The sequence below is a fragment of the Stutzerimonas stutzeri genome, from assembly GCF_024448715.1.
GTDB lineage: Bacteria > Pseudomonadota > Gammaproteobacteria > Pseudomonadales > Pseudomonadaceae > Stutzerimonas > Stutzerimonas stutzeri_AR.
Genome location: NZ_JAMOHZ010000010.1, coordinates 128659 through 152705, shown reverse-complemented (window position 1 = coordinate 152705; position 24047 = coordinate 128659). Strand labels below are relative to the sequence as shown.

20 protein-coding genes and 1 pseudogene are annotated in these 24047 nt (G+C 62.1%); 7 read left to right on the top strand and 14 right to left on the bottom strand.

Annotation, left to right across the window (positions count from 1 at the left end):
• The first annotated feature begins 134 nt into the window (after positions 1-134).
• The gene (locus tag NAV33_RS19885; protein WP_255983277.1) at positions 135-1100 is read left to right on the top strand and encodes an integron integrase; all 966 of its coding nucleotides are present in this window, start codon (positions 135-137) and stop codon (positions 1098-1100) included.
• Between the two features lie 280 nt (positions 1101-1380).
• On the opposite strand, the pseudogene NAV33_RS19880 reads toward NAV33_RS19885, so the two are convergent.
• From NAV33_RS19880 to NAV33_RS19865, 4 genes and pseudogenes are all read right to left on the bottom strand, one after another.
• A pseudogene (locus NAV33_RS19880) lies at positions 1381-1749 on the bottom strand (hypothetical protein); the annotation flags it as partial.
• 159 nt (positions 1750-1908) lie between these two features.
• Positions 1909-2367, bottom strand: coding sequence for a DUF2214 family protein (locus tag NAV33_RS19875; protein ID WP_255983275.1), 459 nt, complete (start codon positions 2365-2367; stop codon positions 1909-1911).
• Between the two features lie 2 nt (positions 2368-2369).
• Positions 2370-3749: an MATE family efflux transporter gene (locus NAV33_RS19870; protein ID WP_255983273.1), complete on the bottom strand. Its 1380-nt coding sequence runs from the start codon at positions 3747-3749 to the stop codon at positions 2370-2372.
• Positions 3750-3936: 187 nt separating this feature from the next.
• On the bottom strand, positions 3937-4230 hold the full coding sequence (locus tag NAV33_RS19865; RefSeq protein ID WP_255983287.1) for a hypothetical protein: 294 nt from the start codon (positions 4228-4230) through the stop codon (positions 3937-3939).
• A gap of 213 nt (positions 4231-4443) precedes the next feature.
• On the opposite strand from NAV33_RS19865, the gene NAV33_RS19860 reads away from it, so the two are divergent.
• The gene (locus NAV33_RS19860) at positions 4444-5379 is read left to right on the top strand and encodes an SdiA-regulated domain-containing protein (protein WP_255983272.1); all 936 of its coding nucleotides are present in this window, start codon (positions 4444-4446) and stop codon (positions 5377-5379) included.
• A 19-nt stretch (positions 5380-5398) separates the two neighbouring features.
• Here NAV33_RS19860 and NAV33_RS19855 read toward each other — a convergent pair whose 3' ends face one another.
• The 6 genes from NAV33_RS19855 to cra all read right to left on the bottom strand — a co-directional run bounded on the left by NAV33_RS19855 (position 5399) and on the right by cra (position 9835).
• Positions 5399-5848 (bottom strand): DMT family transporter, encoded by a 450-nt coding sequence (locus NAV33_RS19855; RefSeq protein WP_255983270.1) that lies wholly within the window; start codon positions 5846-5848, stop codon positions 5399-5401.
• 324 nt (positions 5849-6172) lie between these two features.
• Positions 6173-6733 carry a DUF4136 domain-containing protein gene (locus NAV33_RS19850; RefSeq protein WP_255983268.1) on the bottom strand — a complete coding sequence of 187 codons (561 nt, stop codon included), beginning with the start codon at positions 6731-6733 and terminating at the stop codon, positions 6173-6175.
• Between the two features lie 32 nt (positions 6734-6765).
• Positions 6766-7365, bottom strand: coding sequence for a DUF4136 domain-containing protein (locus NAV33_RS19845; protein WP_255983266.1), 600 nt, complete (start codon positions 7363-7365; stop codon positions 6766-6768).
• Positions 7366-7386: 21 nt separating this feature from the next.
• Positions 7387-8136 (bottom strand): methyltransferase, encoded by a 750-nt coding sequence (locus NAV33_RS19840; RefSeq protein WP_255983264.1) that lies wholly within the window; start codon positions 8134-8136, stop codon positions 7387-7389.
• Positions 8133-8438, bottom strand: a complete 306-nt coding sequence (locus NAV33_RS19835; protein WP_255983262.1) for a nucleotide pyrophosphohydrolase — start codon at positions 8436-8438, stop codon at positions 8133-8135. Before NAV33_RS19835 ends, NAV33_RS19840 begins: the two co-directional genes overlap by 4 nt.
• Positions 8439-8845: 407 nt before the next feature.
• Complete coding sequence (cra, locus tag NAV33_RS19830) at positions 8846-9835, bottom strand: catabolite repressor/activator (protein ID WP_255983260.1); 990 nt, start codon at positions 9833-9835, stop codon at positions 8846-8848.
• Positions 9836-10018: 183 nt separating this feature from the next.
• On the opposite strand from cra, the gene ptsP reads away from it, so the two are divergent.
• The 4 genes from ptsP to NAV33_RS19810 all read left to right on the top strand — a co-directional run bounded on the left by ptsP (position 10019) and on the right by NAV33_RS19810 (position 18136).
• Positions 10019-12907, top strand: a complete 2889-nt coding sequence (gene ptsP / locus NAV33_RS19825) for a phosphoenolpyruvate--protein phosphotransferase (RefSeq protein WP_255983258.1) — start codon at positions 10019-10021, stop codon at positions 12905-12907.
• Positions 12907-13845, top strand: a complete 939-nt coding sequence (gene pfkB, locus NAV33_RS19820) for a 1-phosphofructokinase (RefSeq protein ID WP_255983256.1) — start codon at positions 12907-12909, stop codon at positions 13843-13845. The genes ptsP and pfkB overlap by 1 nt, the downstream gene beginning before the upstream one ends.
• Before the next feature lie 21 nt (positions 13846-13866).
• Positions 13867-15606, top strand: coding sequence for a PTS fructose-like transporter subunit IIB (locus tag NAV33_RS19815; RefSeq protein WP_255983254.1), 1740 nt, complete (start codon positions 13867-13869; stop codon positions 15604-15606).
• 124 nt (positions 15607-15730) lie between these two features.
• The gene (locus NAV33_RS19810; protein ID WP_255983252.1) at positions 15731-18136 is read left to right on the top strand and encodes a glucose/quinate/shikimate family membrane-bound PQQ-dependent dehydrogenase; all 2406 of its coding nucleotides are present in this window, start codon (positions 15731-15733) and stop codon (positions 18134-18136) included.
• Between the two features lie 209 nt (positions 18137-18345).
• Here NAV33_RS19810 and NAV33_RS19805 read toward each other — a convergent pair whose 3' ends face one another.
• A complete protein-coding gene (locus NAV33_RS19805) occupies positions 18346-18798 on the bottom strand; it encodes an REP-associated tyrosine transposase (protein ID WP_255983250.1) in 453 nt (150 codons plus the stop codon).
• Positions 18799-18972: 174 nt separating this feature from the next.
• Positions 18973-20556 carry a peptide chain release factor 3 gene (locus NAV33_RS19800; RefSeq protein ID WP_255983248.1) on the bottom strand — a complete coding sequence of 528 codons (1584 nt, stop codon included), beginning with the start codon at positions 20554-20556 and terminating at the stop codon, positions 18973-18975.
• Positions 20557-21078: 522 nt separating this feature from the next.
• Between NAV33_RS19800 and NAV33_RS19795 the strand changes: the two genes are divergently transcribed.
• On the top strand, positions 21079-22242 hold the full coding sequence (locus NAV33_RS19795; RefSeq protein ID WP_255983246.1) for a type III PLP-dependent enzyme: 1164 nt from the start codon (positions 21079-21081) through the stop codon (positions 22240-22242).
• A gap of 197 nt (positions 22243-22439) precedes the next feature.
• Here NAV33_RS19795 and NAV33_RS19790 read toward each other — a convergent pair whose 3' ends face one another.
• Together NAV33_RS19790 and NAV33_RS19785 are read right to left on the bottom strand one after the other, a co-directional pair.
• Positions 22440-23261 carry a tetratricopeptide repeat protein gene (locus NAV33_RS19790; protein ID WP_255983244.1) on the bottom strand — a complete coding sequence of 274 codons (822 nt, stop codon included), beginning with the start codon at positions 23259-23261 and terminating at the stop codon, positions 22440-22442.
• Positions 23261-23941, bottom strand: a complete 681-nt coding sequence (locus tag NAV33_RS19785) for a Fe2+-dependent dioxygenase (protein ID WP_255983242.1) — start codon at positions 23939-23941, stop codon at positions 23261-23263. The genes NAV33_RS19790 and NAV33_RS19785 overlap by 1 nt, the downstream gene beginning before the upstream one ends.
• Between the last annotated feature and the right edge of the window lie 106 nt (positions 23942-24047).

Here is a 24047-nt window from a genome sequence, read left to right as displayed (position 1 = left end):
AACTATAATTAGACACCAAATGGTGCATAAAACGCCGAACGGGCTTGGTGTATAACATTCCTTGTCATTAGAACTCTCCTTGTCTAGGCTGGGCGCTTCCGGGCAACGATGAATTTATAAGGGAGTTATACACCATGGATGGAAAGCCGCGATTGTTGGATCAGGTGCGGGAGCAGATCAGGCTCAAACACTACTCGATCAGAACTGAACGTGTCTATTGCGAGTGGGTTAAACGCTACGTTCGATTTCACCAATATCGACATCCGGTCGAAATGGGCGCGCCGGAAGTGGAAGCCTTTCTTTCTGATCTTGCGGTTCGCCGTGATGTATCTGCTTCGACGCAGAATCAGGCGTTAGCCGCGTTGCTGTTTCTCTATAAGCAAGTCCTCAAGCAGGATCTACCTTGGCTAGGCGAGGTGGTGCGTGCAAAAAAGCCAGCTCGGTTACCGGTTGTGCTCTCGATGGAAGAGGTACATCAGATATTAGGACGGCTGAACGGCGAGGTCGGGCTTGTAGCTCGGCTTCTGTACGGCGGAGGTTTGCGTCTCATGGAGGGGGTTCGGCTGAGGGTCAAGGATGTCGATTTCGCTCGCAACGAAATCATCGTTCGGGACGGCAAAGGTCAGAAAGATCGCGTGACCGTCATGCCTGCAAGTCTGGTTGCGCCGCTTAAACAGCATATGGCCCGCGTGCAGTTTATCCATCGCCAAGAACTGGCCGAGAACAGGGGAGACGTATATCTACCCGACGCTTTGGCGCGTAAATATCCAAAGGCGCCATGGGAGTGGGCCTGGCAGTACGTGTTCCCTGCGACGGGTCTCTCTGTCGATCCGCGCAGCGGAGCTGTGCGTCGGCATCATCTTGACGAGAAGCGTGTGCAGCGGGCCTTCAAGCGTGCTTTGAAGGAAGTCGGAATAGCCAAGCTGGCGACCCCTCATACGTTGCGGCACAGCTTTGCGACTCATCTATTGGAAAGCGGGCAGGACATCCGCACCGTGCAGGAGCTGTTGGGGCACGCCGATGTAAAAACGACAATGATCTATACCCATGTGCTCAACCGTGGTGGTTTGGCGGTGCTGAGCCCTTTGGATCGGATGTGACTACGTGGGCGAAGGCGTAATGCCGTGCTGAAAGGTGTGCCATGACACGTTAACTATACGGCTATCGATTGGCAGGCAGGTGAGTTGCCTATCGACACAGGCTCGACTGAGCCTGAGCGATTCTGAATGTTGACCTGAGTAGGTGAGGGCGAAATCAACGCGCGCGATCTACGGCTTCTCGAGAGCGCGTCGCATTGTCTGCCGCAGCCGGTGCTTCTGGCTCGGCTGCAGCGGGATCGGTGTAAGGCTCGCTTGATGGCGCCGCGGTCGGTGTGCCGACGCTCTGGTTGGCGCCGCGGCAGGTCAGCTCGGCGAACGGCTCGTCAGGGGAATAGTCGCCGGGTACCCGCTCGACCCGTTGTGAGTTTGGCGTCACGGTGAATACGGGCGGGGCGGAGGTGTCTGCCCGTGCATCGGCGGGCACGCGGAACTCACAGGTTACCGTTTCGCCGGTCTTGTTCATGACCTTTACCGCCCGAATCCCCACCAGTTCGCCGCCGGCCTCGGTTGTTTCGGTCGGCACGCCCATGGCGCTGACCTCGATATCCAGGCCGTTCAGGTGCGTGATCACTTCGGGCTTCGGCGTTTGGGCGAATGCAGGCTGCGCGCAGAGCGCAATGCCGAGGGCGATGAGCAGTGACTTGGTCATGGAACCTCCTTGAGTCGATGCCTGCTTAGAAGGGTTCGATGGCTAAGGGTTCGGTTCTTTCCGCAGGGATTGATTACAAAAGATGGTCGCTAGTCCAGATGAGACAGCGAAAGGGCATTGGTCGCGCGCCTGGCAATGCCTATGGTTGCACCTGCATGGTTAGAGCGGAATCACCCCGAAGCCGCGAGCCATCAGGGCGGCCAGCAACGGGATCAGCAATAAGGCGAGCAGTTCGATGCGGATGATCAGCTTCACCCAGCGTGTCGTGGTCGGTCTGATCGCCGGAACCTGACCGGCCTTCAATGCAGGGCGCCACTTGAGGAAGGTGACGGTGGGGTAGATCGACAGCAGGGCCACGATCACGAACAGCCCAATCTTGGCGTGAAAGAAGCTGTTATTGATGTAGTAATCGAACCCCTTGCCGTAGCGCATGGCGCGCGCCGCACCTGTGACCAGCACCAGGCCGGCGACGATGCCGAAGGCAGTATCGGCGCGTAACAGGCTGCGTGCCCGCTTGAAGTCCAGCGGCTGGCTGAACAACTGATGTTCGAGGGTCAGCAGGGCGAAGAGCAGGAAGATCGCCACGAAGTGTAGGTAGGCGGCGACGGCGTAGGCCATGTTCAGTGTCCTTTCGATGGTACGGCCGCGAGTGCGGCATGAGTCGAGGTAAACCATTGTTGCTGGCGTTGCAGGCGTCGGGCGATGCTGCCCAGACAAATGCCACGCAGAAGCATGAAGGCGAGAAAGGCCAACCACAATCCATGATTGCCCATGCCCCGCAATAGCCAGCCCAATGGTAGCGAAATCGCAACGGCCAGGAGCATTGCGTTGCGCATTTCACGTGCACGGGTGGCGCCGATGAAAAGGCCATCGAGCAGGTAACTCCAGACGGCCACCAGCGGCAGCGCCGCCAGATACGGCAAATAGGTGATTGCCGTTTCGCGTACTACGGGGATGTCGGTTTGCAGGCCGATGAACAGCTTGCCGCCGAGCAGGAAGAACAAGCCGAAGGCGATGCTCGCCAGCAGTGACCAGCCGCCGGCGACGGTCAGGATACGACGCAGCTCGGTACGGCTCTGCGCACCGATGGCGTGGCCAGTGAGCGCTTCTACTGCATGAGCCAGCCCGTCGAGCGCATGGGCGGTGAGCATCAAGCCGTTGAGCAGCAGCGCGTTGGCAGCAACCGTGGCATCGCCCAGTCGCGTGCCCTGTACGGTGACCAGAAAGAACACCAGCTGCAGGGCCAGCGAGCGGACAAAAATATCGCGATTCACTGACATCAGTGGTTTCCAGCTCACCCAGCGGCGCATCGCCTTGCTGTCCAGACGACCTCGGTAGCGCAACAGGGCGCCGCGGGTCAGGGCCAGGCCGACCAGCACACCGCTCCATTCGGCGATTACCGATGCGCGCGCGGCACCGGCCACGCCCCAGTCCAGACCGATGACGAACCAGAGGTCGAGCGCGACGTTGATCAGGTTGGTGGTGAGCAGGATCGCCAGTGGCGCGCGAGCGTTCTGGGTGCCGAGAAACCAGCCGATCAGCGCCAGACTCGCCAGTGCCGCGGGCAGGCCGAACAGGCGAGTAAGGAAGTAGGCCTGCGTCAGGCTGTCGAGCTCGGCGGACGGCTGCATCAGCTGCAGCGCGTACTCTTTGAGCGGCAGCGCGACCAGGCTCAGCAACAAGGCGAAACCGAGTGCGAGCAACAGGCCTTGCAGCAACACCTGTCGCAGCGCACCGCCATCCTCACGCCCCGCCGCCTGGGCAGCGAAGCCGGTGGTGCCCATGCGCAGGAAGCCCATGACCCAGACTAGCAGCGTATAAAGGCTACCGCCCACCGCAACCGAAGCCAGCTGATGTGCATGCGGCAAATGGCCAATCACGGCGCTGTCGACCAGAGCCACCAGCGGCACGGAAAGATTGGACAGAATCATCGGTGCAGCCAACGCCCAGACCCGTTTATGGGTGGGCGCGTGCTGCCAGGCGGTCAACAGCCGTGACATGAAGAGGCTCCAAAACAGCCGGAAATCATACGTTGGCGCGACGAAAGCGACCAGCGAGAGGGCTGCAAAGGGCGAAACGGCCGAGGAAAAGGGAAGGGGCGGACGAACGATCAAGTCATCAAGGCATTACAAACAAAACATCTGATTGTCCGCCCCGCTTGCTTGAGCTCGCAGTCTTTTTTGCCCATCAATGAATCAACCAGCTCAACAGCCAAAGCCCGAGAAACAGATAAATCACGCCGGCGATGATCGAGCGTCGGAAGAAAGCGCGAGCGGCGGCCACCAGAAACATCAGGCCGATCGCCAGGGCGATCAGGCTGATCAGCGAACGGTCCATGCCCAAGGTTCGCGAAAGGCCCTCCAGAAAGTTCGCCCCGGCATCGGCGAACAATCCGAAGAGGCCGCTGAGTGCATCGACGATGTAGCGGATTACCGTGCCGAGCGCCTGGCCCAGCCATTCGAAAAAACCTTCCACCCGCATGTCTTTCTCCTGCCGTTCGATCCGGGGCTGCAAGCGCAGCCGTTCCTTGGGGCATTGGGCTATCAATCCGTCTGCCAGTTCCCACGGCCCGGATTGAACCGGGGTTTTGCCGGCAGGTCAGTACAGGCTGATCGGCTCCTACGTTGCGTGCCGTCATGCAATTGCAACCCTTTGTGGGTAGGCTGTCCGCCGATGCTCTAACGAGAAAAGACGATGCCGATTTTTACCAATGCGCAGTCGCGGTGGCTGCCAGGCGCGCGCCCGAAGGTCTGGGCCCTGGGTATGCTGGGCGCCGGTTTGCTTTACGCCGCTGCGACGTTTCATCTGGATGAACGGATGTTTTATGGGCTGAAATCCGCCTGGTACGAGAACAGCTGGGAAGCACGCAGCCTGTGGCTCCCGGAGTACAACGTGCGCGTCGAGGCGCAGCCGGTGGCGTCGATTTCCAATAACTTGTCCGGGCTGACCTTCGATGATCGACGCAATCACCTTTGGGCAGTGGTGAACAACCCAGAGTCGTTGGTCGCGCTGGATCAGGATGGCAACTTTCTTGAGCGTTACCCCTTGCAGGGCTTCACCGATGTCGAGGGCATCACCTACCTGGGCGACAACCTGTTGGCGGTTGTCGAAGAACGCAGTCAGTCGGTGGTAATCATGCCGGTGCCGGATCGTCCCGGTACGTTGCAGCGCGAGGACTATGCGTCGGTCTCGCTGGCGCTGGGCGAAGAGGACAATGCCGGTTTCGAAGGCGTTGGCTACGATCGCGCCGGTGATCGGTTGTTCGTGGTGAAGGAGAATTCGCCGCGCAAGCTCTATGAAATCCAGGGCATCAAGGCCAGCCTGAACGGCCAGTTGGACCTGAAGATCATCGACCGCGAATCATGGATCGAGGACACGGACATGGCTACCGACCTCGCCTCCGTGCACTTCGACGAGCGAACCGGCCATCTTGTGCTGCTCAGCGACGAAGCGAAGATGATGTTGGAACTCGACAGCGAAGGCGGGCTGGTCAGCTTCCGTTCGCTGTGGAGCGGCTTTGCCGGCCTCGAAAACAGCGTGCCGCAAGCCGAGGGCATGACCTTCGATGCGCGCGGCGATCTATATCTCGTCAGCGAACCCAACCTGTTTTACGCGTTCGAGCGCAAATAGCCTGTTTCGACCGCCGCGCTCAGCCGCGGCGGATCATCCACACGCCACCGAAGATCAGCACCAGCCCGGCAACCTTGCCGACGCTGATCGATGACTGACGAAAACCCGCCCAGCCGAAGTGATCGAGCAGCAGCGCCATCCCCAACTGCCCGGCCAGCACCAACGCCATGAACAGCAACGCGCCAATGCGCGGGCCGGCGAACGCCGCCGTGGCGATGAAAAACATGCCGAGTAGGCCGGCGCACCAGTGGTACCAGTGCAAACCCTTCAGGGCCTGAATCGAGGGCATATCGCGCTGGACCAGAACGACAAAGGCCAACGCCACGGTGCCTACGGCAAATGAAAGCATCGCCGCGCTCATGACGCTGGTCAGGTGTTTGGCCACTTGTCCGTTGATACCGGCCTGCAGCGGCAGAAACGCCCCGGCAATCAAAGGCAGAACGAGAAGCCACCAGGCTACGACAGGCATGCGAATTTACTCCGATGATTACAAAGACAGCCCTGCCAGGACGGCAGGCCAGAGATCGATGATGAACCCAGCTCTCGAGGCAATTTGCAGGTGTTCCGTTACTACGCGCCACCTTTTGGCGAGCCCATGGATCATTAATGGGCTGTTGCGCCAGTATTCGCCACGAAGCGCGCCTTGTATGGTTTCTTTGCAGGTTCAAAATTGGACTTGTCAGGGTGGAGGAGGGGCAAGCGCGCCTTCCGGCCCTCGGGGCGAAGCGTTTACCCTTTGTCGGCAGTTCGAAGCCCGCCACTGCAGCAGGCCGGGTTCGGAACGGACTGCAGTCTACTGCGGTGGATATTGCGCAAGCACCTTGGCGACGGTTTCGCGGAACATTCCGGCGCGCTCCTGAGGACTGCCAGGATCGTCGCGCAAGACTTGTTCAGCACTGCCGCGCCAGACCAGCTTGCCGTCCTCGGCATCGTAAAAATCTACCTGCAGGGTACCGACCTGGTAGTGAATGGTGCGGGTGTCGGTGATCATCGGCCCGCCCCAGAAACCATGCCACGGGCTGCCCCAGGCTCCCATCGACGTGGAAGTATATTGCTGGGAGCGCTCGTCGACGATGAACCAGGCCTGTATCAGCACATCCGGCTGGCTGCCGGACTGAGCCTGGCGCAGGCCGCGCTGGTCGAGCTGCTCGCTGACCGCGCTACGGATGCGCTGTTCGGTGAGGTCGCTCTTGATCCGCGGATCATCCGGGCGGTACTGCAGCGCCGGCTCCTGCCAGCTCCAGGTCCGGTAGGCGGAGAAGTCGCGCTGCGGATCGAAATCGCGCTGTACCTGAGTGCTCTGGCAGGCGGCCAGCAGCAACAACAGGGGAAGCATCAGTAATGAACGGAACATTTCGGTTCTCCTCGCGATAGGGGCATGCAGGCTCAGCGCGGTGGATAGTCGGCGAGCGCGTTGTTCACGGCTTGACGCGCGGCATCCTTGCGTTCGGCCTGATTGCCGCCGCTACGAGCTTCGGCGCGGTTGCTCCAGATGGCCTGGCCTGAGCTGCTGTCATACATCTCGACGTACACCGAGACCACCTCTTCTTCGTAGGTGCGCATTATCGGCGCACTGGTCCCAATGCCATAACCGCTGCCGTAACCGCCGTAATGACCAGCCCCGATATGAGGGCCGTAATCGTCATACGTCTGCCGCACGCGCGTCTCCATGTTGGCTCGAGCGCTGATCTGCACGTCGCCCTTGGTATTGTCTGGCGCAGGCCGCAGGCCGCGCTGATCGAGGGCGCCGGCGACCATTTCCTGAAGCTCTTCCCCGGCGAGCGAGGCCGTGCCAGGCGGTGGATTGCGCCAGCTCCAGCTCTGATAACTGGAAAAATCCCGCGGTGCCGCAGGGTACACCGGAGACTGGATCTGCTCGACGGGCGGCGCGGGCGGAATCGGCGCGGATTCGCTGGTGTACGGATTATTGCTCTGGCAGGCCACGAGACTTAGGCAGAGCAGCGGCAGGGCAGCGCGGGTAAACATAAAATACCTCCCGGCCGGCACTCAGCGGGGCCGACACAACCAGTGCAGGTAGCGCCCGAGGCCGGCAAAGGCGGGATGGCGGCGGTACGCCAGTTCCATCTCGACGAGGTCGGCAGGCTCGGTGCGGGCCTGAAAATCAGCGGGCATGTAGTCATGGAATACGCGCACGCCACTGGTTGATTCGACCCGCCAGTGCGACGCGAGTTGCGCGGCCAGCTCGCGAGGGTCGAGGGGCTGCTGCGGCGTCAGGCTCTGGCGTTCACCGGCAAAGCTCTGGCTGCGCAGCTTCTTGAAATGGCCCTTGAGCAGGTTGCGGTAGATCAGCGCGTCGCGGTTGTAGAAGGCCAGCGACAGCCAGCCATCGGCGGCGGCCAGGCGATGCAGCACCGGCAGGATGGCCTGAGGTTCGGCCAGCCATTCCAGCACCGCATGGCAGATGACCAGATCGAAACGGCCTTCGACCTGACTTTCGATGTCCTGCCAGGGCGCCTGGATAAAGGTGGCCGATTGACCGGCAGCGGCGAAGCGCTCGCGAGCACCTTCGAGCATCGGTTCGGCGGGCTCCGCGAGCGTCACTTGATGGCCTTGCTGTGCGAGCCAGAGACTCATGTGGCCAAGCCCGGCACCGATATCGAGCACGCGCAGCGGGCGTTGCGGCAGCACTTCGGCGAGGTCCGCCTGCAGCACCGCGAGGCGGATCGCGCCCTTGGCCCCGCCGTAAATCTTCTCGGCGAAACGCGTCGCCAACTCGTCGAAATGGCGATCGCTCATCGGGCGAACCGCCGCTCGTTGTCCGCCAGCTTGGCCAGCAGCGCCTGTTCCATGTCGATGCCTAGTTCGCTGCACATCAGCAGCAGGTACATAAGGATGTCGCCGACTTCCTGGCCGGCATGCTCAAGCTTGTCGGCAGGCAGTTGCCGCGACTCGTCCTCGGTCAGCCACTGGAAGATTTCCACCAGCTCGGCCATTTCCACGCTGGCGGCCATGGCGAGGTTTTTCGGGCTGTGAAAGCGCTGCCAGTCGTTGCGATCGCGGATGGCGTGCAGGCGTTGGGTGATCTGTTCGATGTTCATTAGGATTGCGGGCTCGGTGAAAAGGCCAGTGACCGGTGCGGCTAATGGCCTGACTGCAAATATCGTTTGTTCGTTTCTTCGTCGTTGCGGGGAGCTGTAGGAGCGAGCTTGCTCGCGATCAGCCTCTAATATCTACGTTCGCGCCGTATCTGCTTGCGACCTCGGTTCGCCAGCAAGCTGGCTCCTACAAAAGCAGCGGGGGGGCGTCTGGGTATCTTTGCACGATCCGATCGCTCGATTGTAGGAGCGAGCTTGCTCGCGAACCATGCTGAAAGCCGACTCGAGTTTGCAGGTTCAAGGACTGCGGAGCGGCAATGCCATATCGGGCCATGATCGCTCGTGGCGATCCACAGTCCCTCGCCAAACAGCGCAACAGCTTCGGTCAGCGCGCAAGCGCCCGCAAGTGGTCAGAGCTGACGGACCTTCAACTCACGCTCGATGGCGATTACACCGGGGCGATAGCTGCCGTGCTCAATGGCGCGAATGGCCTGTTCCAGGGCGCGCTCGGCGATCTGCTCGTGCTGCTGGGAGATGGCGTTGACCGGTATCGGCAGAAAGTCGAGCAGCTGCGCGTCACCGAAGGTGGCCAGCCGCAGCTGCGCAGGCCATAGCAGGTCGCGCTCGCGCAGGGCATCGAAGACGCCTTCGAGCAGAACGTAAGCGGTGGTTATCAGTGCGTCGGGCATCTCGCCGTGATCAAGCAGCGCCAGCATCTGCTCGCGGCCGCAGGCGCGGCTGAACTGCTCGGCCTGCCTCACGCTGATCTGGCCCGCGTATTTTTCCAGTGCTTGGCGAAAGCCTTGCTCGCGCTGCTGGCTGATGCGCAATTCGGGCCGTGCGCTGATCAGCGCGATATGCGCGTCGATTGGTGAATGCAGTGAGTGGGTCAGCTGCGTGGCGGCTTCGCGGTCGTCGCTGACGACCGAGCAAAACTGCTCTGGGTCCAGCGCGCGATCGAGAGCAATGATCGGCGTGCCGCTGGCGAGCAGCGTGCGGTAGCTGGCATCGTCAGCCGGCAGACAGCTGGCAACGATCAGCGCATCGCAGCGCCGCGAGCGCAGCACCTGGATGACCTGGCGTTCAGTTTCCGGCTCGTCATCGGAGCCGACGATCAATAACTGATAGCCGCGCAAACGGGCGCGCTGTTCGAGCAGTTTCGCCAGCCGGGCATAGCTGGGGTTTTCCAGGTCGGGAACGATGAAGCCCAGGGTGCGCGACTGTCCGCGCCGCAAACCGGCAGCCTGTTGATCGAGTTGGAAACCCTGTTGCTCAGCCACTGCCATTACCCGATCCACCGTGGCCTGGCTTATCCGCCGCTGTACGGCCTGGCCGTTGAGGACGTAGCTGGCGGTGGTCACCGAGACATTGGCGAGGCGGGCGATGTCGGTCAGTTTCAACTGCAGAATCCTGGGCTGAGAGACAGAAGGTATGAACTTGGGCTTCTAGAGTTACCCAATATTGCGTAATGTGCCAGCCTTTGCTGAAACGTTTCAGCAATCGTCCGGTCATAAGCGCCGTCCGGTGATCCCAGCGCCCCAGCCGGCAAAAGAAACAATAGTGAGCCCGTACAGGAGTTCTTCATGCTTGAGTTGAATGCCCAGCATATCCACATGCATCAGGCGGCCGCCGACAAGCCTGCCGCTCTGGCTTTGCTGGCCGAAGTGCTGGTGGCGGACGGTCTGGTGGCGCCCGGTTACCTCGACGGGCTCCAGGCGCGCGAAGCGCAGGGCTCGACCTTTCTTGGCCAGGGCATCGCCATCCCGCACGGCACGCCGGAGACCCGCGATCAGGTCTTCACCACCGGCGTGCGCCTGCTGCACTTTCCAGGTGGTGTGGACTGGGGCAACGGCCAGCACGTGTTCCTCGCCATCGGTATCGCCGCGCGTTCGGATGAGCATCTGCGTTTGCTGCAGTTGTTGACCCGAGCGCTTGGCGAAGGCGATCTGAGTGAGGCGCTGCAGAAAGTGGATAGCCCCGAGGCGATCATCGATCTGCTGCAGGGCGCGCCGCAGGAATTGGCGTTGGATGGCGAGCTGGTGGCGCTCGGTGTCGCCGCCGATGATTTCGACGAGCTGGCCTGGCAGGGCGTCAAGCTGCTCAAGCGCGCCCAGTGCGTGGAGCCCGGTTTCAATGCCGGGCTGGCGCTGAGCCAGGCGCTGCCGCTGGGCGATGGGCTGTGGTGGCTGAGCAGCGAGCAATCGGTGCAGAGTCCTGGGTTGGCCTTCGTCACGCCCATCAATTCGCTGGTACACCAGGGGCAGCCGCTCAACGGGCTGTTCGTGCTCGCCAGCCTTGGCGAGGCGCATCGGGCAATGCTCGAGCGCTTGTGCAATCTATTGATCGAGGGGCGCGGGCAGGAACTCAGCCAGGCGACCTCCAGCCGCGTGGTGCTCGAAGCGCTCGGCGGCGAGGTGCCCGCCGACTGGCCGAGCGCTCAGGTGCCCTTGGCCAATGCCCATGGTCTGCATGCGCGGCCCGCCAAGGTGCTGACCGAAATTGCCCAGGCGTTCGACGGCGATATCCGCGTTCGGCTGGCCGGTAGCGAGAGGGCTGGCGTGTCGGTCAAGAGCCTGAGCAAGCTCTTGGCAATGGGCGCGCAGCGTAGTCAGGTATTGGAATTCATTGCCGAGCCTTCGATAGCCGGCGATGCGTTGCCGGCACTGGTGCGCGCCGTCGAAGAAGGCCTGGGCGAGGAGGTCGAGCCCTTGCCCGCGCCGGGCCAGGTGATGGAAAACGCCGGCGCGTCGCTTGCCGCGCAACCGGATCAAAAGACTGTCGAGCACGCGGCTTTGCGTGTCGGCGAGCGCGTGATGGCCATTGCCGCCTCGCCCGGCATCGCCATCGGCCCGGTACTGGTGCGCAAGCCACAGGTTATCGACTACCCCAAGCATGGCGAATCCCCGGCGGTCGAGCTGCAGCGCCTGGATACGGCGCTCGACCGCGTGTTCAGCGAAATTGGCGTGCTGATCGAGGAAAGCCAGGTCGCCAGCATTCGCGACATTTTCACCACTCATCAGGCCATGCTGCGCGACCCGGCGTTGCGCGAAGACGTACAGGTACGGCTGCAAAAAGGCTTGAGCGCCGAAGCCGCCTGGGTCGAGGAAATCGAAAACGCCGCGCAGCAACAGGAGTCGCTGCACGACAAGCTGCTGGCCGAGCGCGCAGCGGATTTGCGTGACGTCGGCCGTCGCGTGTTGGCCTGTCTGACCGGTATCGAGGCCGAGCAGGCGCCGGAAGAGCCCTACATTCTGGTGATGGACGAAGTGGCACCCTCGGACGTTGCCACGCTCAACTGCCAGCGCGTCGCCGGCATCCTTACCGCTGGCGGCGGTGCGACCTCGCACAGCGCGATCATCGCCCGTGCGCTGGGCATTCCGGCCATCGTCGGCGCCGGGCCAGGCGTGCTGGGGTTGGCGCCGAACACACTATTGCTGCTCGACGGCGAGCGTGGCGAACTGCTGGTCGCGCCGAGCGATGCGCAACTGGCCGACGCCCGAAGCGAACGCGCCGAGCGCGAGGAGCGCAAGCGTCTGGCGAACGAGAGACGAATGGAGCCGGCGATCACCCGCGACGGCCATCCCGTGGAGATCGCCGCCAACATCGGCGCGGCCGGAGAGACCGCCGACGCCGTATCCCTCGGAGCTGAAGCCATCGGCCTGCTGCGCACCGAACTGGTGTTCATGAACCATTCCCAGGCGCCGGACCAGGCGACCCAGGAGGCCGAGTACCGCCGCGTGCTGGAAGCACTCGAAGGACGGCCTTTGGTGGTGCGTACGCTGGACGTTGGCGGCGACAAGCCGCTGCCGTACTGGCCGATGCCGGCCGAGGAAAACCCCTTCCTCGGTGTGCGCGGCATTCGCCTGAGCCTGCAGCGCCCGGACATTCTCGAAACCCAATTGCGCGCGCTGCTGGCCTCCGCCGACGGTCGCCCGTTGCGGATCATGTTTCCCATGGTCGGCAACATCGATGAGTGGCGCACCGCCAAAGCCATGGTCGACCGGCTGCGTGCGGAGCTGCCGGTGGCCGATCTGCAGGTCGGCATCATGATCGAAATCCCGTCCGCCGCGTTGATCGCCCCGGCGCTGGCGCGAGAAGTGGATTTCTTCAGCATCGGCACCAATGACCTGACCCAGTACACCCTGGCCATCGACCGCGGGCATCCGACCCTTTCCGGTCAGGCCGATGGCTTGCATCCGGCGGTGTTGCGCCTGATCGATATGACCGTCGAAGCCGCGCATGCGCAGGGCAAATGGGTGGGCGTGTGCGGCGAGCTGGCCGCCGATGCGCTGGCGGTGCCGATGCTGGTGGGCCTCGGTGTCAACGAATTGAGCGTGTCCGCCCGCAGCATCGCGCTGGTCAAGGCGCGGGTGCGGGAGCTGGATTTCAGCGCCTGCCAGCGGCTGGCTCAGCATGCGCTGCTGCTGCCCGGTGCGCATGAAGTGCGCGCCTTCGTCGGAGAGCATTGCTGATGGCGCGCGTCCTGACGGTCACCCTTAATCCTGCACTCGACCTGACTGTGCAACTGCCATCGCTGCGCCTGGGCGAGGTCAACCGCAGCGAAAGCCTGCAGGTGCATGCCGCCGGCAAGGGCCTCAACGTGGCGCAGGTGCTGGCCGACCTCGGTCACCAGCTGACCGTGACCGGCTTTCTCGGCGCGGACAATCCGCAGGCGTTCGAGCAGTTGTTCGAAGCACGTGGCTTTGCTGACGAATTCGTCCGCGTCGCCGGAGAAACCCGTAGCAACATCAAACTGGCCGAAGCTTGCGGACAGATCACTGACATCAACGGTCCTGGGCTGATGATCGCCGAGGCGGAGCGCGTCGAGCTTCTGGCCAGGCTAAAGCGCCTCGCCCCAGTACACGACCTGGTGGTGGTCGCCGGCAGCCTGCCGCGCGGTGTTCAGGTGGAGTGGTTCGTCGACCTGTTGCGCACGCTCAAGCAACTCGGCGTGCGGGTCGCGTTGGATACCAGTGGCGCGGCGCTGCGCGCCGGCCTGGCGACGGCGCCCTGGCTGATCAAGCCCAACGAAGAGGAGCTGGCCGAGGCCCGCGGAATGAAAACGGCCGATGCTCAGGCGCTTGCCCGTGAAGCCTGGCGCTTGCAGGTCGAAGGCATCGAGCACGTAGTCATCTCACAAGGTGCCGAGGGCGTGAGCTGGTTCGGTCCGGATAGCGCCTGGCATGCGCAGCCGCCAAAGGTTCAGGTGATCAGTACCGTCGGCGCCGGCGACTCCCTGCTCGCCGGCATGCTTCACGGCTTGCTGGAAAACTGGCCCGCCGAACTCACCCTCAGCCACGCCACGGCCATCGCCGCGCAGGCAGTTGGGCAGGTCGGCTTCGGCATCACCGACCCGGCACAACTCGCCGAGCTGGAAGCCGCCGTTCGCCTTCAGCCGCTCAGCCAATAATTCCAATAAGAGGTGAAAGGAATGAATCTTCTCATCGTCACGGCCTGTCCCAACGGAATGGTCACCAGCGTGCTCACGTCGCGCTTGCTCGAAGCGGCTGCCCATCGCCTGGGCTGGTCGACCGCCGTGGAAGTCCACGATCCCAAGGCCATCGGCTCGCCGCTCACATCCGCGCAGATTGCCAATGCTGACCTGGTCGTGGTGGTCAAGACCGGGCCGTTATCGCTGCAACGCTTCATCGGTAAGCGCGTCGCTCAATCGACGCCGTCCGAAGCCTTGCTTGACCCGGAAGGCTTCCTGCGCAGCGCCGCCGAGACGGCCGGCGAACTGCAACAGGATGACGAGGCTGATGCAGCCCAGTCCCGCAGCAAACCCAAGCTGGTGGCCATCACCGCGTGCCCGACCGGCGTGGCGCATACCTTCATGGCTGCCGAAGCCCTGCAGCAGGCGGCGATCCGCAAGGGTTACGATTTGCAGGTGGAAACCCGCGGCTCGGTGGGTGCACGCAATGTGCTCGACGCGCAGGCTATCGAAGAAGCCGATGCGGTGCTGCTGGCCGCCGATATCGAGGTGGACGTCGCCCGCTTCGCCGGTAAGCGAGTGTTTCGCTGCGGCACCGGTGTAGCGCTGAAACAACCCGATGCGACGCTGGATCGCGCGCTGGAAGAAGCCACGGTGCTCAGCGGCGGCGCCGCGGTCAGTGCCAGCGGCGGCGAGCAGAAGGGCGAAAAGACCGGCGTTTATAAGCACCTGCTCACTGGCGTTTCGTACATGCTGCCGATGGTGGTGGCCGGCGGCTTGCTGATCGCGTTGTCCTTCGTCTTCGGCATCGAAGCATTCAAGGAGGAAGGCACCTTGGCCGCGGCGCTGATGAAGATCGGCGGCGAAACGGCTTTTCAGTTGATGGTTCCCTTGCTGGCCGGCTACATCGCCTACTCCATTGCCGACCGGCCTGGCCTCGCGCCTGGCATGATCGGCGGGCTGCTGGCCGGCACGCTGGGTGCGGGCTTCATTGGCGGGATCATCGCAGGCTTCGTCGCCGGCTACGCGGCCAAGGCGGTCAGTCGCTGGATTCCGTTGCCGGCCAGTGTCGAGTCGCTCAAGCCGATCCTGATCATCCCGTTGCTGGCCAGCCTGGTCACCGGCCTGGTGATGATTTATGTGGTGGGCACGCCGGTGGCGAAGCTGCTCGCCGGTCTCACCGAATTTCTCGACACCATGGGCACGTCCAACGCCGTTCTGCTCGGGCTGCTGCTCGGTACCATGATGTGCGTCGACCTCGGCGGACCGGTGAACAAGGCGGCCTATGCCTTCTCTGTTGGACTGCTCGCGTCGCAAAGCTACGCACCGATGGCCGCGACCATGGCCGCCGGTATGGTGCCGCCGATAGGCATGGGCATCGCCAGCATCATCGCCCGGCGCAAGTTCGCCCAGAGCGAGCGCGAAGCCGGCAAGGCCGCGCTGGTGCTCGGTTGCTGCTTCATCTCCGAAGGCGCGATTCCCTTCGCCGCGAAAGACCCGCTGCGCGTGATTCCCGCGAGCATCGCCGGCGGCGCGCTGACCGGTGCGCTGTCGATGGCCTTCGGTGCCAAGCTGCTCGCGCCCCATGGTGGCCTGTTCGTGCTGCTGATTCCCAACGCCATCAACCACGCGCTGCTGTATCTGCTCGCAATCCTCGCCGGCAGTTTGGTGACCGGGGTGATTTACGCCGTGATCAAGCAGCCCGAGGCTCAGCCGCTCGCCGTTGAGGCAGCAACCTGATCGGCGGGCCGAAAATGCTGAACTAAAGCCCTTCCCGTCGTATCCACTAAAAGCTGGTTGAGACCTTTGTGTCAGAAAGTTTCGCCAGCTTGCTTTGAAGAACGAATCGGCAGGAGAGCGTTGCATGAGTATCGAATACGAGCCACGACCCTTGCGTATCACCCTGACTGCCTTAGTAGTTTTGGTGCTGGGCGGGCTGATGGCGGTCGGCGGCGGCTACCTCGCGATACTGGGCGGGTCCTGGTACTACCTGATCGCCGGCATTGGGCTGCTGGTGGTGGCGGGCCTGCTGTTTGCCCGGCGCCGTGCGGCTATCTGGCTGTATGCGGTGCTGCTGCTGGCGACACTGGTCTGGGCGCTCTACGAAGTCAGCTTCGACTGGTGGCAGCTGGCGCCGCGGATCGATCTCTGGTGCATTCTCGGCCTCTGGCTGATCCTGCCTTTCGTCAATCGCTACGTGAGCGACCGGTTGGTCTGGCGCGACGGTGCCAGCGGATTGCTCGGGCTCGGCCTGCTGGCCGGGGCGCTGATGGCGGCTTACTCGCTGACGCAGGATTATCACTCGATCACTGGCGAATTCAGCGACGCGCAAATGCAGGGCCTCGACCCGCAAGGGCAGGCCGGTCGCTCTGAGAGCGAGTGGCCGTCATACGGCGGGTCCGAGCAGGGTGACCGGTACTCGACGGCGGATCTGATCACGCCGGAGAACGTCGGCAAGCTGGAAAAAGCCTGGGAATACCACACCGGCGACCTACCAGGGCCGAACGATCCCGGCGAGTTTACTTATGAAGTGACGCCACTGAAGGTTGGCAATAGCCTGTACATCTGCACGCCGCACAGCATCGCCATTGCGCTGGATGCCGATACTGGCGAGGAGCGCTGGCGCTACGACCCGAACATCAATCGCGAGGCCGAGTATTACCAGCACATGACCTGCCGTGGCCTGGCCTTCCATGATGCGACCCGCTATGCCGCGGCGGCCTCGACCACCGGGCAGCCGGACCAGCCCGCTGCACGCTGCGAGCGTCGGCTGTTCCTGCCGACCAACGACGCCACACTGATCGCCCTCGACGTAGAAGACGGCAAGCCCTGTGAAGATTTCGGCGATTCCGGGGTGGTGGATCTAAAAGTCGGCTTGGGTGAGGGCGCGCTGGGCGTTTATCTACCGACTTCGCCGCCCGTGGTGACCGAGAAACTGGTCATCGTGGGAGGGTCCGTTACCGATAACGGTTCGGTGGATTCTCCCGGTGGTGTTATTCGCGCATACGACGTTCGCAATGGGCGGTTGATCTGGAACTTCGATCCGGGCAATCCGGACGCTACCGAGCCGTTGCCGCCAGGCGAAACCTATACGCGCAGCACGCCGAACTGGTGGACCACCGCGACGGCGGACGAGTCGTTGGGCCTGGTCTACATCCCCACAGGCAACCAGACGCCGGACCAGTGGGCAGAACCGCGTACGCCACAATCCGAACGCTTCACCGATACTCTGGTCGCGCTGGATCTGGCGACCGGCAAGGTGCGCTGGGAATTCCAGACCGTCCATCACGACCTCTGGGACCGCGACCTGCCGTCCCAGCCAACCCTGATCGACATCGACGGACCGCAGGGCAAGGTCCCAGCAATCATCCAGCCGACCAAGCGCGGCGACCTCTATGTGCTTGACCGCCGCACAGGCGAGCCCATCGTGCCGGTGGAGGAGTTTTCCGTGCCGCAGGGCACCGATTACGGTGACTTCACTGCCCCGACTCAGCCGGCGTCGGCGCTCAGCTATGCGCCCGACGAACCGCTGTATGAGAAGGACATGTGGGGCGGCACCCCGCTGGACCAGATGATGTGCCGGATCCAGTTCCGCAAGTTGCGTTACGACGGTGATTTCACGCCGCCGTCGCAGAAGGGGTCGCTGATCTATCCGGGCAACGTCGGCACCTTTAACTGGCCATCTGTGGCGGTCGATCCGAGCCGGCAGCTGTTGTTCGGTGCGCCGAATTATCTGGCGTTCGTCTCGACCATGGTCAAGCGCAGCGAAGTCGATCCCGATGAGCGTTCCGGCGGCGGCGAGACCGGTCTGCAACCAAACCTCGGCGCGCCCTACATGGTCAGGCTGGAGCCTTTCCTGTCGGTGTTGGGCCTGCCATGCCAGACCCCGCCGTGGGGCTTCGTCACCGCAGTTGATCTGCGCACCATGAAGAAGGTTTGGATGCATAAGAACGGCACCAGCCGTGACAGTGCGCCGCTGGGCATTCCGTTCCCGGTGGGTACGCCGGCACTGGGCGGCCCGATCGTCACCGCAGGCGGTGTGGCCTTTATGAGCGGCACGCTGGATTACTACCTGCGCGCCTACGATCTGCAGACCGGCGAAGAGCTGTGGAAAGCGCGGCTGCCGGCGGGTGGGCAAGCGACGCCGATGACTTATGTTTCGGAGAAGACCGGCAAGCAGTACGTCGTGCAAATGGCCGGTGGGCACGGGTCGTTCGGGACCAAGATTGGGGATTCGGTGGTCGCGTGGACGCTTGAGGATGACCGTTAAGAACATTCGCGAGCAAGCTCGCTCCTACAGACCCGGCTCGCATTCGCTTTGTAGAAGCCAGCTTGCTGGCGAAGCTTTGGCAATGGTGCAGGTATTCGCGAGCTAACTCGGTCCTACGAGTTTCGGTGCCGCTGATGCTTTTGTAGGAGCAAGGGGGACGCCGAGTTCTTGCTGGTGAAGCTTTTAAGTCGCTAGACGAGTAAGCATCATCACAACCACGCAGCATCCCAGAACGGATAGTCGCCGATGCGCTTAACCAGCCCGGCGCGCAGCGGGTTCGCGACGATGTACCGCGCAACGTTGCGCAGGTCTTCCTCGTTGCGGATGGCGCGGTCGTGATAGCCCTTCTGCCAGATCGCGCCTTGGCCGCCGTTGAGACGGTTGGTGGCAATCGCGCTTCGTGATTTCAGGCGCTGCATCAGCTGGCCCAGCGAGCCAGTTCTCAGCTGCACGAGCCAATGCAGATGGTTGGGCATGACTACCCAGGCCAAGGACTCGATTGCGTCCGACTGCCCGATCTGGTGGATTTCCCACGCCAACGACGACGCGGCAGGCCAGTCTGTGAACAGGGCGGTGCGGTTCAGCGTCACGCAGGTCAGCACATAGGGCTGGTTGGGCAGACTGACTCGCCCTTTGCGTAGGTCGCATCCATGAAAGCGCATTCCGTTGCGTCCTTCTGTTGATGCCTGGGGTCAAAAGCGGCGGCGCTTCATTCGCGAGCAAGCTCGCTCCTACAAGTGAGGCTGAGTCAGGCCTGTAGGAGCGAGCTTGCTCGCGAAGCTTTTATGCAACAGGCACATTACAGCGCGCCGGCGAACGTTGCATCGTCGCGTTACTCAATGATGCTCGCGCGTCGCCCTGAATTTCACGTCAGGCCAACGTTCTTCCATCAGCGCTAGATTCACCCGCGTTGGTGCCAAATAAGTCAGATGGCCGCCGCCATCGACCGCAAGGTTCTCATAAGCCTTGTCGCTGAATTCCTTGAGCTTCTTCTCGTTGTCGCACTCGATCCAGCGGGCGGACCAGACGTTGATCGCCTCATAGGCGCATTCAACCTTGTATTCCTCTTTCAACCGGCTGGCGACGACGTCGAACTGCAGCACGCCGACCGCGCCGAGGACGATGTCGTTGTTGCGCTCGGGAAAGAACACCTGGGTCGCGCCTTCCTCGGCCAGTTCTTGCAAGCCCTGACGCAGCTGCTTGGATTTCAGCGGGTCCTTCAGGCGGACGCGGCGGAACAGCTCCGGGGCGAAGTGCGGGATGCCGGTGAAGCCGAGGTTTTCGCCTTCGGTAAAGGTGTCACCGATCTGGATGGTGCCGTGGTTGTGCAGGCCGATGATGTCGCCGGCCCAGGCTTCTTCCAGCTGCTCACGTTCGCTGGAGAAGAAGGTCAGGGCGTCTGCGATGCGCACATCTTTGCCGATCCGCGCGTGGCGCAGCTTCATGCCTTTTTCGTACTTGCCCGAGCAGATGCGCATGAAGGCGATGCGGTCGCGGTGCTTGGGGTCCATGTTCGCCTGGATCTTGAAGACGAAGCCGGTGAATTTCTCTTCAACCGGCTCGACCACCCGCTCGTTGGCTTCACGCGGCAGTGGGCGCGGCGCCCAGTCAACGACCGCATCGAGCACATGGTCGACGCCGAAGTTGCCTAGGGCGGTGCCGAAGAACACCGGGGTCAGCTGACCCTTGATGAATTCGTCCTGATCGAACTCGTGGCAGGCACCCTGCACCAGCTCCAGCTGCTCGACGAAGCGGTCGTATTCGTCGCCGATGTGCCTGCGCGCTTCATCGGAGTCCAGGTTCTGGATGATCTTCACGTCGGTACGCTCGTGCCCATGGCCCGGCGTGTAGACGATGATGTAGTCGTCCTTGAGGTGATACACGCCCTTGAAGTCGCGATAACAGCCGATCGGCCAGGTGATGGGCGCGGCCTTGATCTTCAGGACCGCTTCGATTTCGTCGAGCAGCTCGATGGGGTCGCGGATGTCGCGGTCGAGCTTGTTGATAAAGCTCACGATGGGCGTGTCGCGCAGACGGCAAACGTCCATCAGCGCGATGGTGCGCGGCTCTACGCCCTTACCGCCGTCGAGGACCATCAGCGCCGAATCCACCGCGGTCAGGGTGCGGTAGGTGTCTTCCGAGAAGTCTTCGTGGCCGGGCGTGTCGAGCAGGTTGATCATGTGCTCGCGGTAGGGGAACTGCATTACCGAGGTGGTGATGGAGATACCGCGCTGCTTTTCCATTTCCATCCAGTCGGACGTTGCGTGACGATCGGATTTACGCGATTTCACGGTACCGGCCACGGCAATGGCCTTGCCCATCAGTAGGAGCTTTTCGGTGATCGTGGTCTTGCCCGCGTCGGGGTGGGAAATGATGGCGAAGGTGCGGCGCTTCGCGACTTCGGCGGCCTGAGAGGTCATGGCGGTCCCGGTATAGAAAGCGTGTCGGAAAAAAGCCGGCGATTATAGCGCAAAGGGCGTTCCAGGCGTGGGCCGTCAAGGAGGCCTGCCGGTGGTCTCGCAAGGCTCCGTCAGTCCGCAGCGGGGCGAGACGGATGGAACATCACCGCAGCACATCTGTCGGTTTGAATAGGGTAGGTTCGCCAACGCGGCAAAAAATGGAGCGGGTGCGGATTTTTCGTTGATCTGTAACAGCTGTGGTTCTAAAGTTCGCGCCCGAACGTCCATGCTGGCAACGATCCATCCGGCTCAAGTACTGACGACGAGAGATTACGATCCACCAGGTCAGCGACAACGCAGCATGAACGAATGCAGCGGTTGTCATTTGGCTTGGCCGTAATACTCGGCGACATGCCTTGGGAAGTAGGCGAACCAAAGTGGGGAAACTGATCAGGCGTTCATGTTAGGTCTGGCCTGCTCGCAGCGAGCAGAACAGACGCAAGTCCCCAATCCGACTTTACGTTTCCCGATTTGGAGCCATGCATGTCGATCAATATCGAAGACTATTATTCCCGTTCCACCTTCCAGAAGATGAAGGATTTCTCTGACCAGCACGAAACGCCGTTCGTGGTCATTGATACCCAAACCATTGACAAGGCGTACGACGATCTGCGCGCCGGTTTCGAGTTCGCCAAGGTTTATTACGCGGTGAAGGCCAATCCGGCGGTCGAGATTATCGATCTGCTCAAGAGCAAGGGTTCCAACTTCGATATCGCCTCGATCTACGAGTTGGACAAGGTAATGTCCCGCGGTGTCGGCCCGGAGCGCATCAGCTACGGCAATACCATCAAGAAAGCCAAGGACATCCGCTACTTCTACGACAAGGGTGTGCGCATGTTCGCCACCGACTCGGAAGCCGACCTGCGCAATATCGCCAAGGCCGCGCCGGGGTCGAAAGTCTACGTGCGCATCCTGACGGAAGGCTCGACCACCGCCGACTGGCCACTGTCGCGCAAATTTGGCTGCCAGACCGACATGGCGATGGACCTGCTGATTCTTGCGCGTCAGCTGAAGCTCGAGCCTTATGGCATTTCCTTCCATGTTGGCTCGCAGCAGCGTGATATCTCGGTATGGGATGCCGCAATCGCTAAGGTCAAGGTAATCTTTGAGCGCTTGAAAGAAGAAGACGGTATCGAGCTGAAGATGATCAACATGGGTGGCGGCTTCCCGGCCAACTACATCACCCGGACCAACAGCCTGGAAACCTACGCCGAGGAAATCATCCGCTTCCTCAAGGAAGACTTCGGCGACGACCTCCCGGAAATCATTCTCGAGCCGGGTCGTTCACTGATCGCCAACGCGGGCGTCCTGGTGAGCGAAGTGGTGCTGGTGGCGCGTAAGTCGCGTACCGCGGTGGAGCGATGGGTCTATACCGACGTCGGTATGTTCTCCGGCCTGATCGAAACCATGGGCGAAGCCATCAAGTTCCCGATCTGGACCGAGAAGAAAGGCGAGATGGAGGAAGTGGTGATCGCTGGCCCGACCTGCGACAGCGCCGACATCATGTATGAGAACTACAAGTACGGCCTGCCGCTGAACCTGGCCATCGGTGATCGCATGTACTGGATCTCGACGGGTGCGTACACCACCAGCTACAGCGCCGTGGAGTTCAACGGCTTTCCGCCGCTGAAGGCGTACTACCTCTAAGCATCGTCTCTATGCAAAACGCCGCGATCTTCGCGGCGTTTTTGTTTCTGCGATTCGGGGGAGCGACGCTAAACGGCCAGCGAGGTAGGGTGGGCCGGGCGGCGTTCCGCTTCAGCCCACCGTGATGGGATCGCCAGCTGCTTGTGGTGGGCTGAAGCCCACCCTACAGCGCTAACTTGACGCTGCGGGAAACCGCGCTACGTGATTTGTGCATCCGCGACGGGCTGCGTTGCAGCAGGCCGAGCGGCGATCTGGGCATCGCTCTGATCGCCGATTTCGGCGCACCGTGCCGCATACTTTGCAGTGATGTCGGCAATCGGTGCGATCTTCGCTGCGAGCAGTTCGTCTCGGGCTTTGCGCAGAAATTTCAGGTGACCGAGCGACAGCGCCTGGATCAACCAGTGACGGGCATCATCCCAGCGCTGCTCGCTAATCAGCACGGCGGCGTAACTGAACTGCCCACGAAAATCTCCCGCCTCGGCGGAGCGTCGGTACCAGTCCAAGGCTGTCGCCCGATCAGCCGGGACCATCAGGCCTTCTTCCAGATAACGCCCGACCAGGTTCATCGACTTGGCGTGGCCGAGCTCGGCGGCGCGGCGATAAAGCGCAAAGGCAGACGCTTGGTCCTGCGCAACGCCGCGGCCGGTGGCGACCAGGTTGGCGAGGTTGTAGAGGCTCCAATCTAGGCCAAGGTCGGCAGCTTTTCGGTAATAGCGGGCCGCCCGGGACAGATCGCCTACACAGCCCCAGCCATGCTCGTGACAGCGCCCCGCCATATTGGCGGCCATGGCATGACCGCGTTCTGCGGCGATGCTGAACCACTGCAGCGCCAGCGCCTGATCCTGTTCGATGCCGCGCCCGTCGAGGAGGATCTGCCCCAGCAATGCTTGGGCCTCCAGCTCGCCCTGGCTGGCGGCATGGATGATCCAGCGAGCGGCACGCCGCGGGTGCTCTTCGAGGTCCAGGCCGAACTGGTCGAGGCTCAATGCCTCGTCGCGATGCAGATGGTGAGCGCCCATCAAACCTCGACCCAGCGCCGCAACAGATTGTGGTAGGTGCCCGTGAGCTGCACCAGCGAAGGGTGATCCGGAACGTCCTGATTGAGCTGCTGAATCGCCTGGTCCATGTCATAGAGCAAGGTGCGTTGCGCATCTTCGCGTACCAGGCTTTGAATCCAGAAGAACGAGGCGAATCGCGCACCTCGGGTTACCGCTTCGACCTTGTGCAGGCTGGTGCTGGGGTAGAGCACCAGGTCGCCAGCGGCCAGTTTGACCCGCTGGGTGCCGTAGGTGTCCTGGATCAACAGCTCGCCGCCGTCGTAGTCTTCTGGTTCGCTGAAGAACAGCGTCGCCGAGAGGTCCGTGCGTACCCGTTCGGCGCTGCCGCGAACCTGTCGCACGGCGTTATCGATGTGATAACCGAACTTGCCGCCGGCCGTGTAGCAATTGAACAGCGGCGGAAAGACCTTGCCTGGCAGTGCAGCGGACATGAACTGAGGATGCTCCCAGAGCCGCTGCAACATGGCTTCGCTGATCTCACGGCTCAGCGAGTCATCTTCGGCTAGTTGCAGGTTGTGTTTGGCCTTGGCCGACTGATAGCCGGCCGTGACTTTGCCATCGAGCCACTGCGCCTGTTCCAGCGCAGTGCGGATCCTGAGCGTTTCGTCTGCGGAAAAAACCTGGGAGATGCATAACAGCATGAGTGCACCGGAAGGTGATGGCGGATAAATGATAGCTGTTCGCATTTAAATGTTTCGGAATGCGACGGAATGTATCAGAATGCCGGTCGCTAATAATAGCAATTAT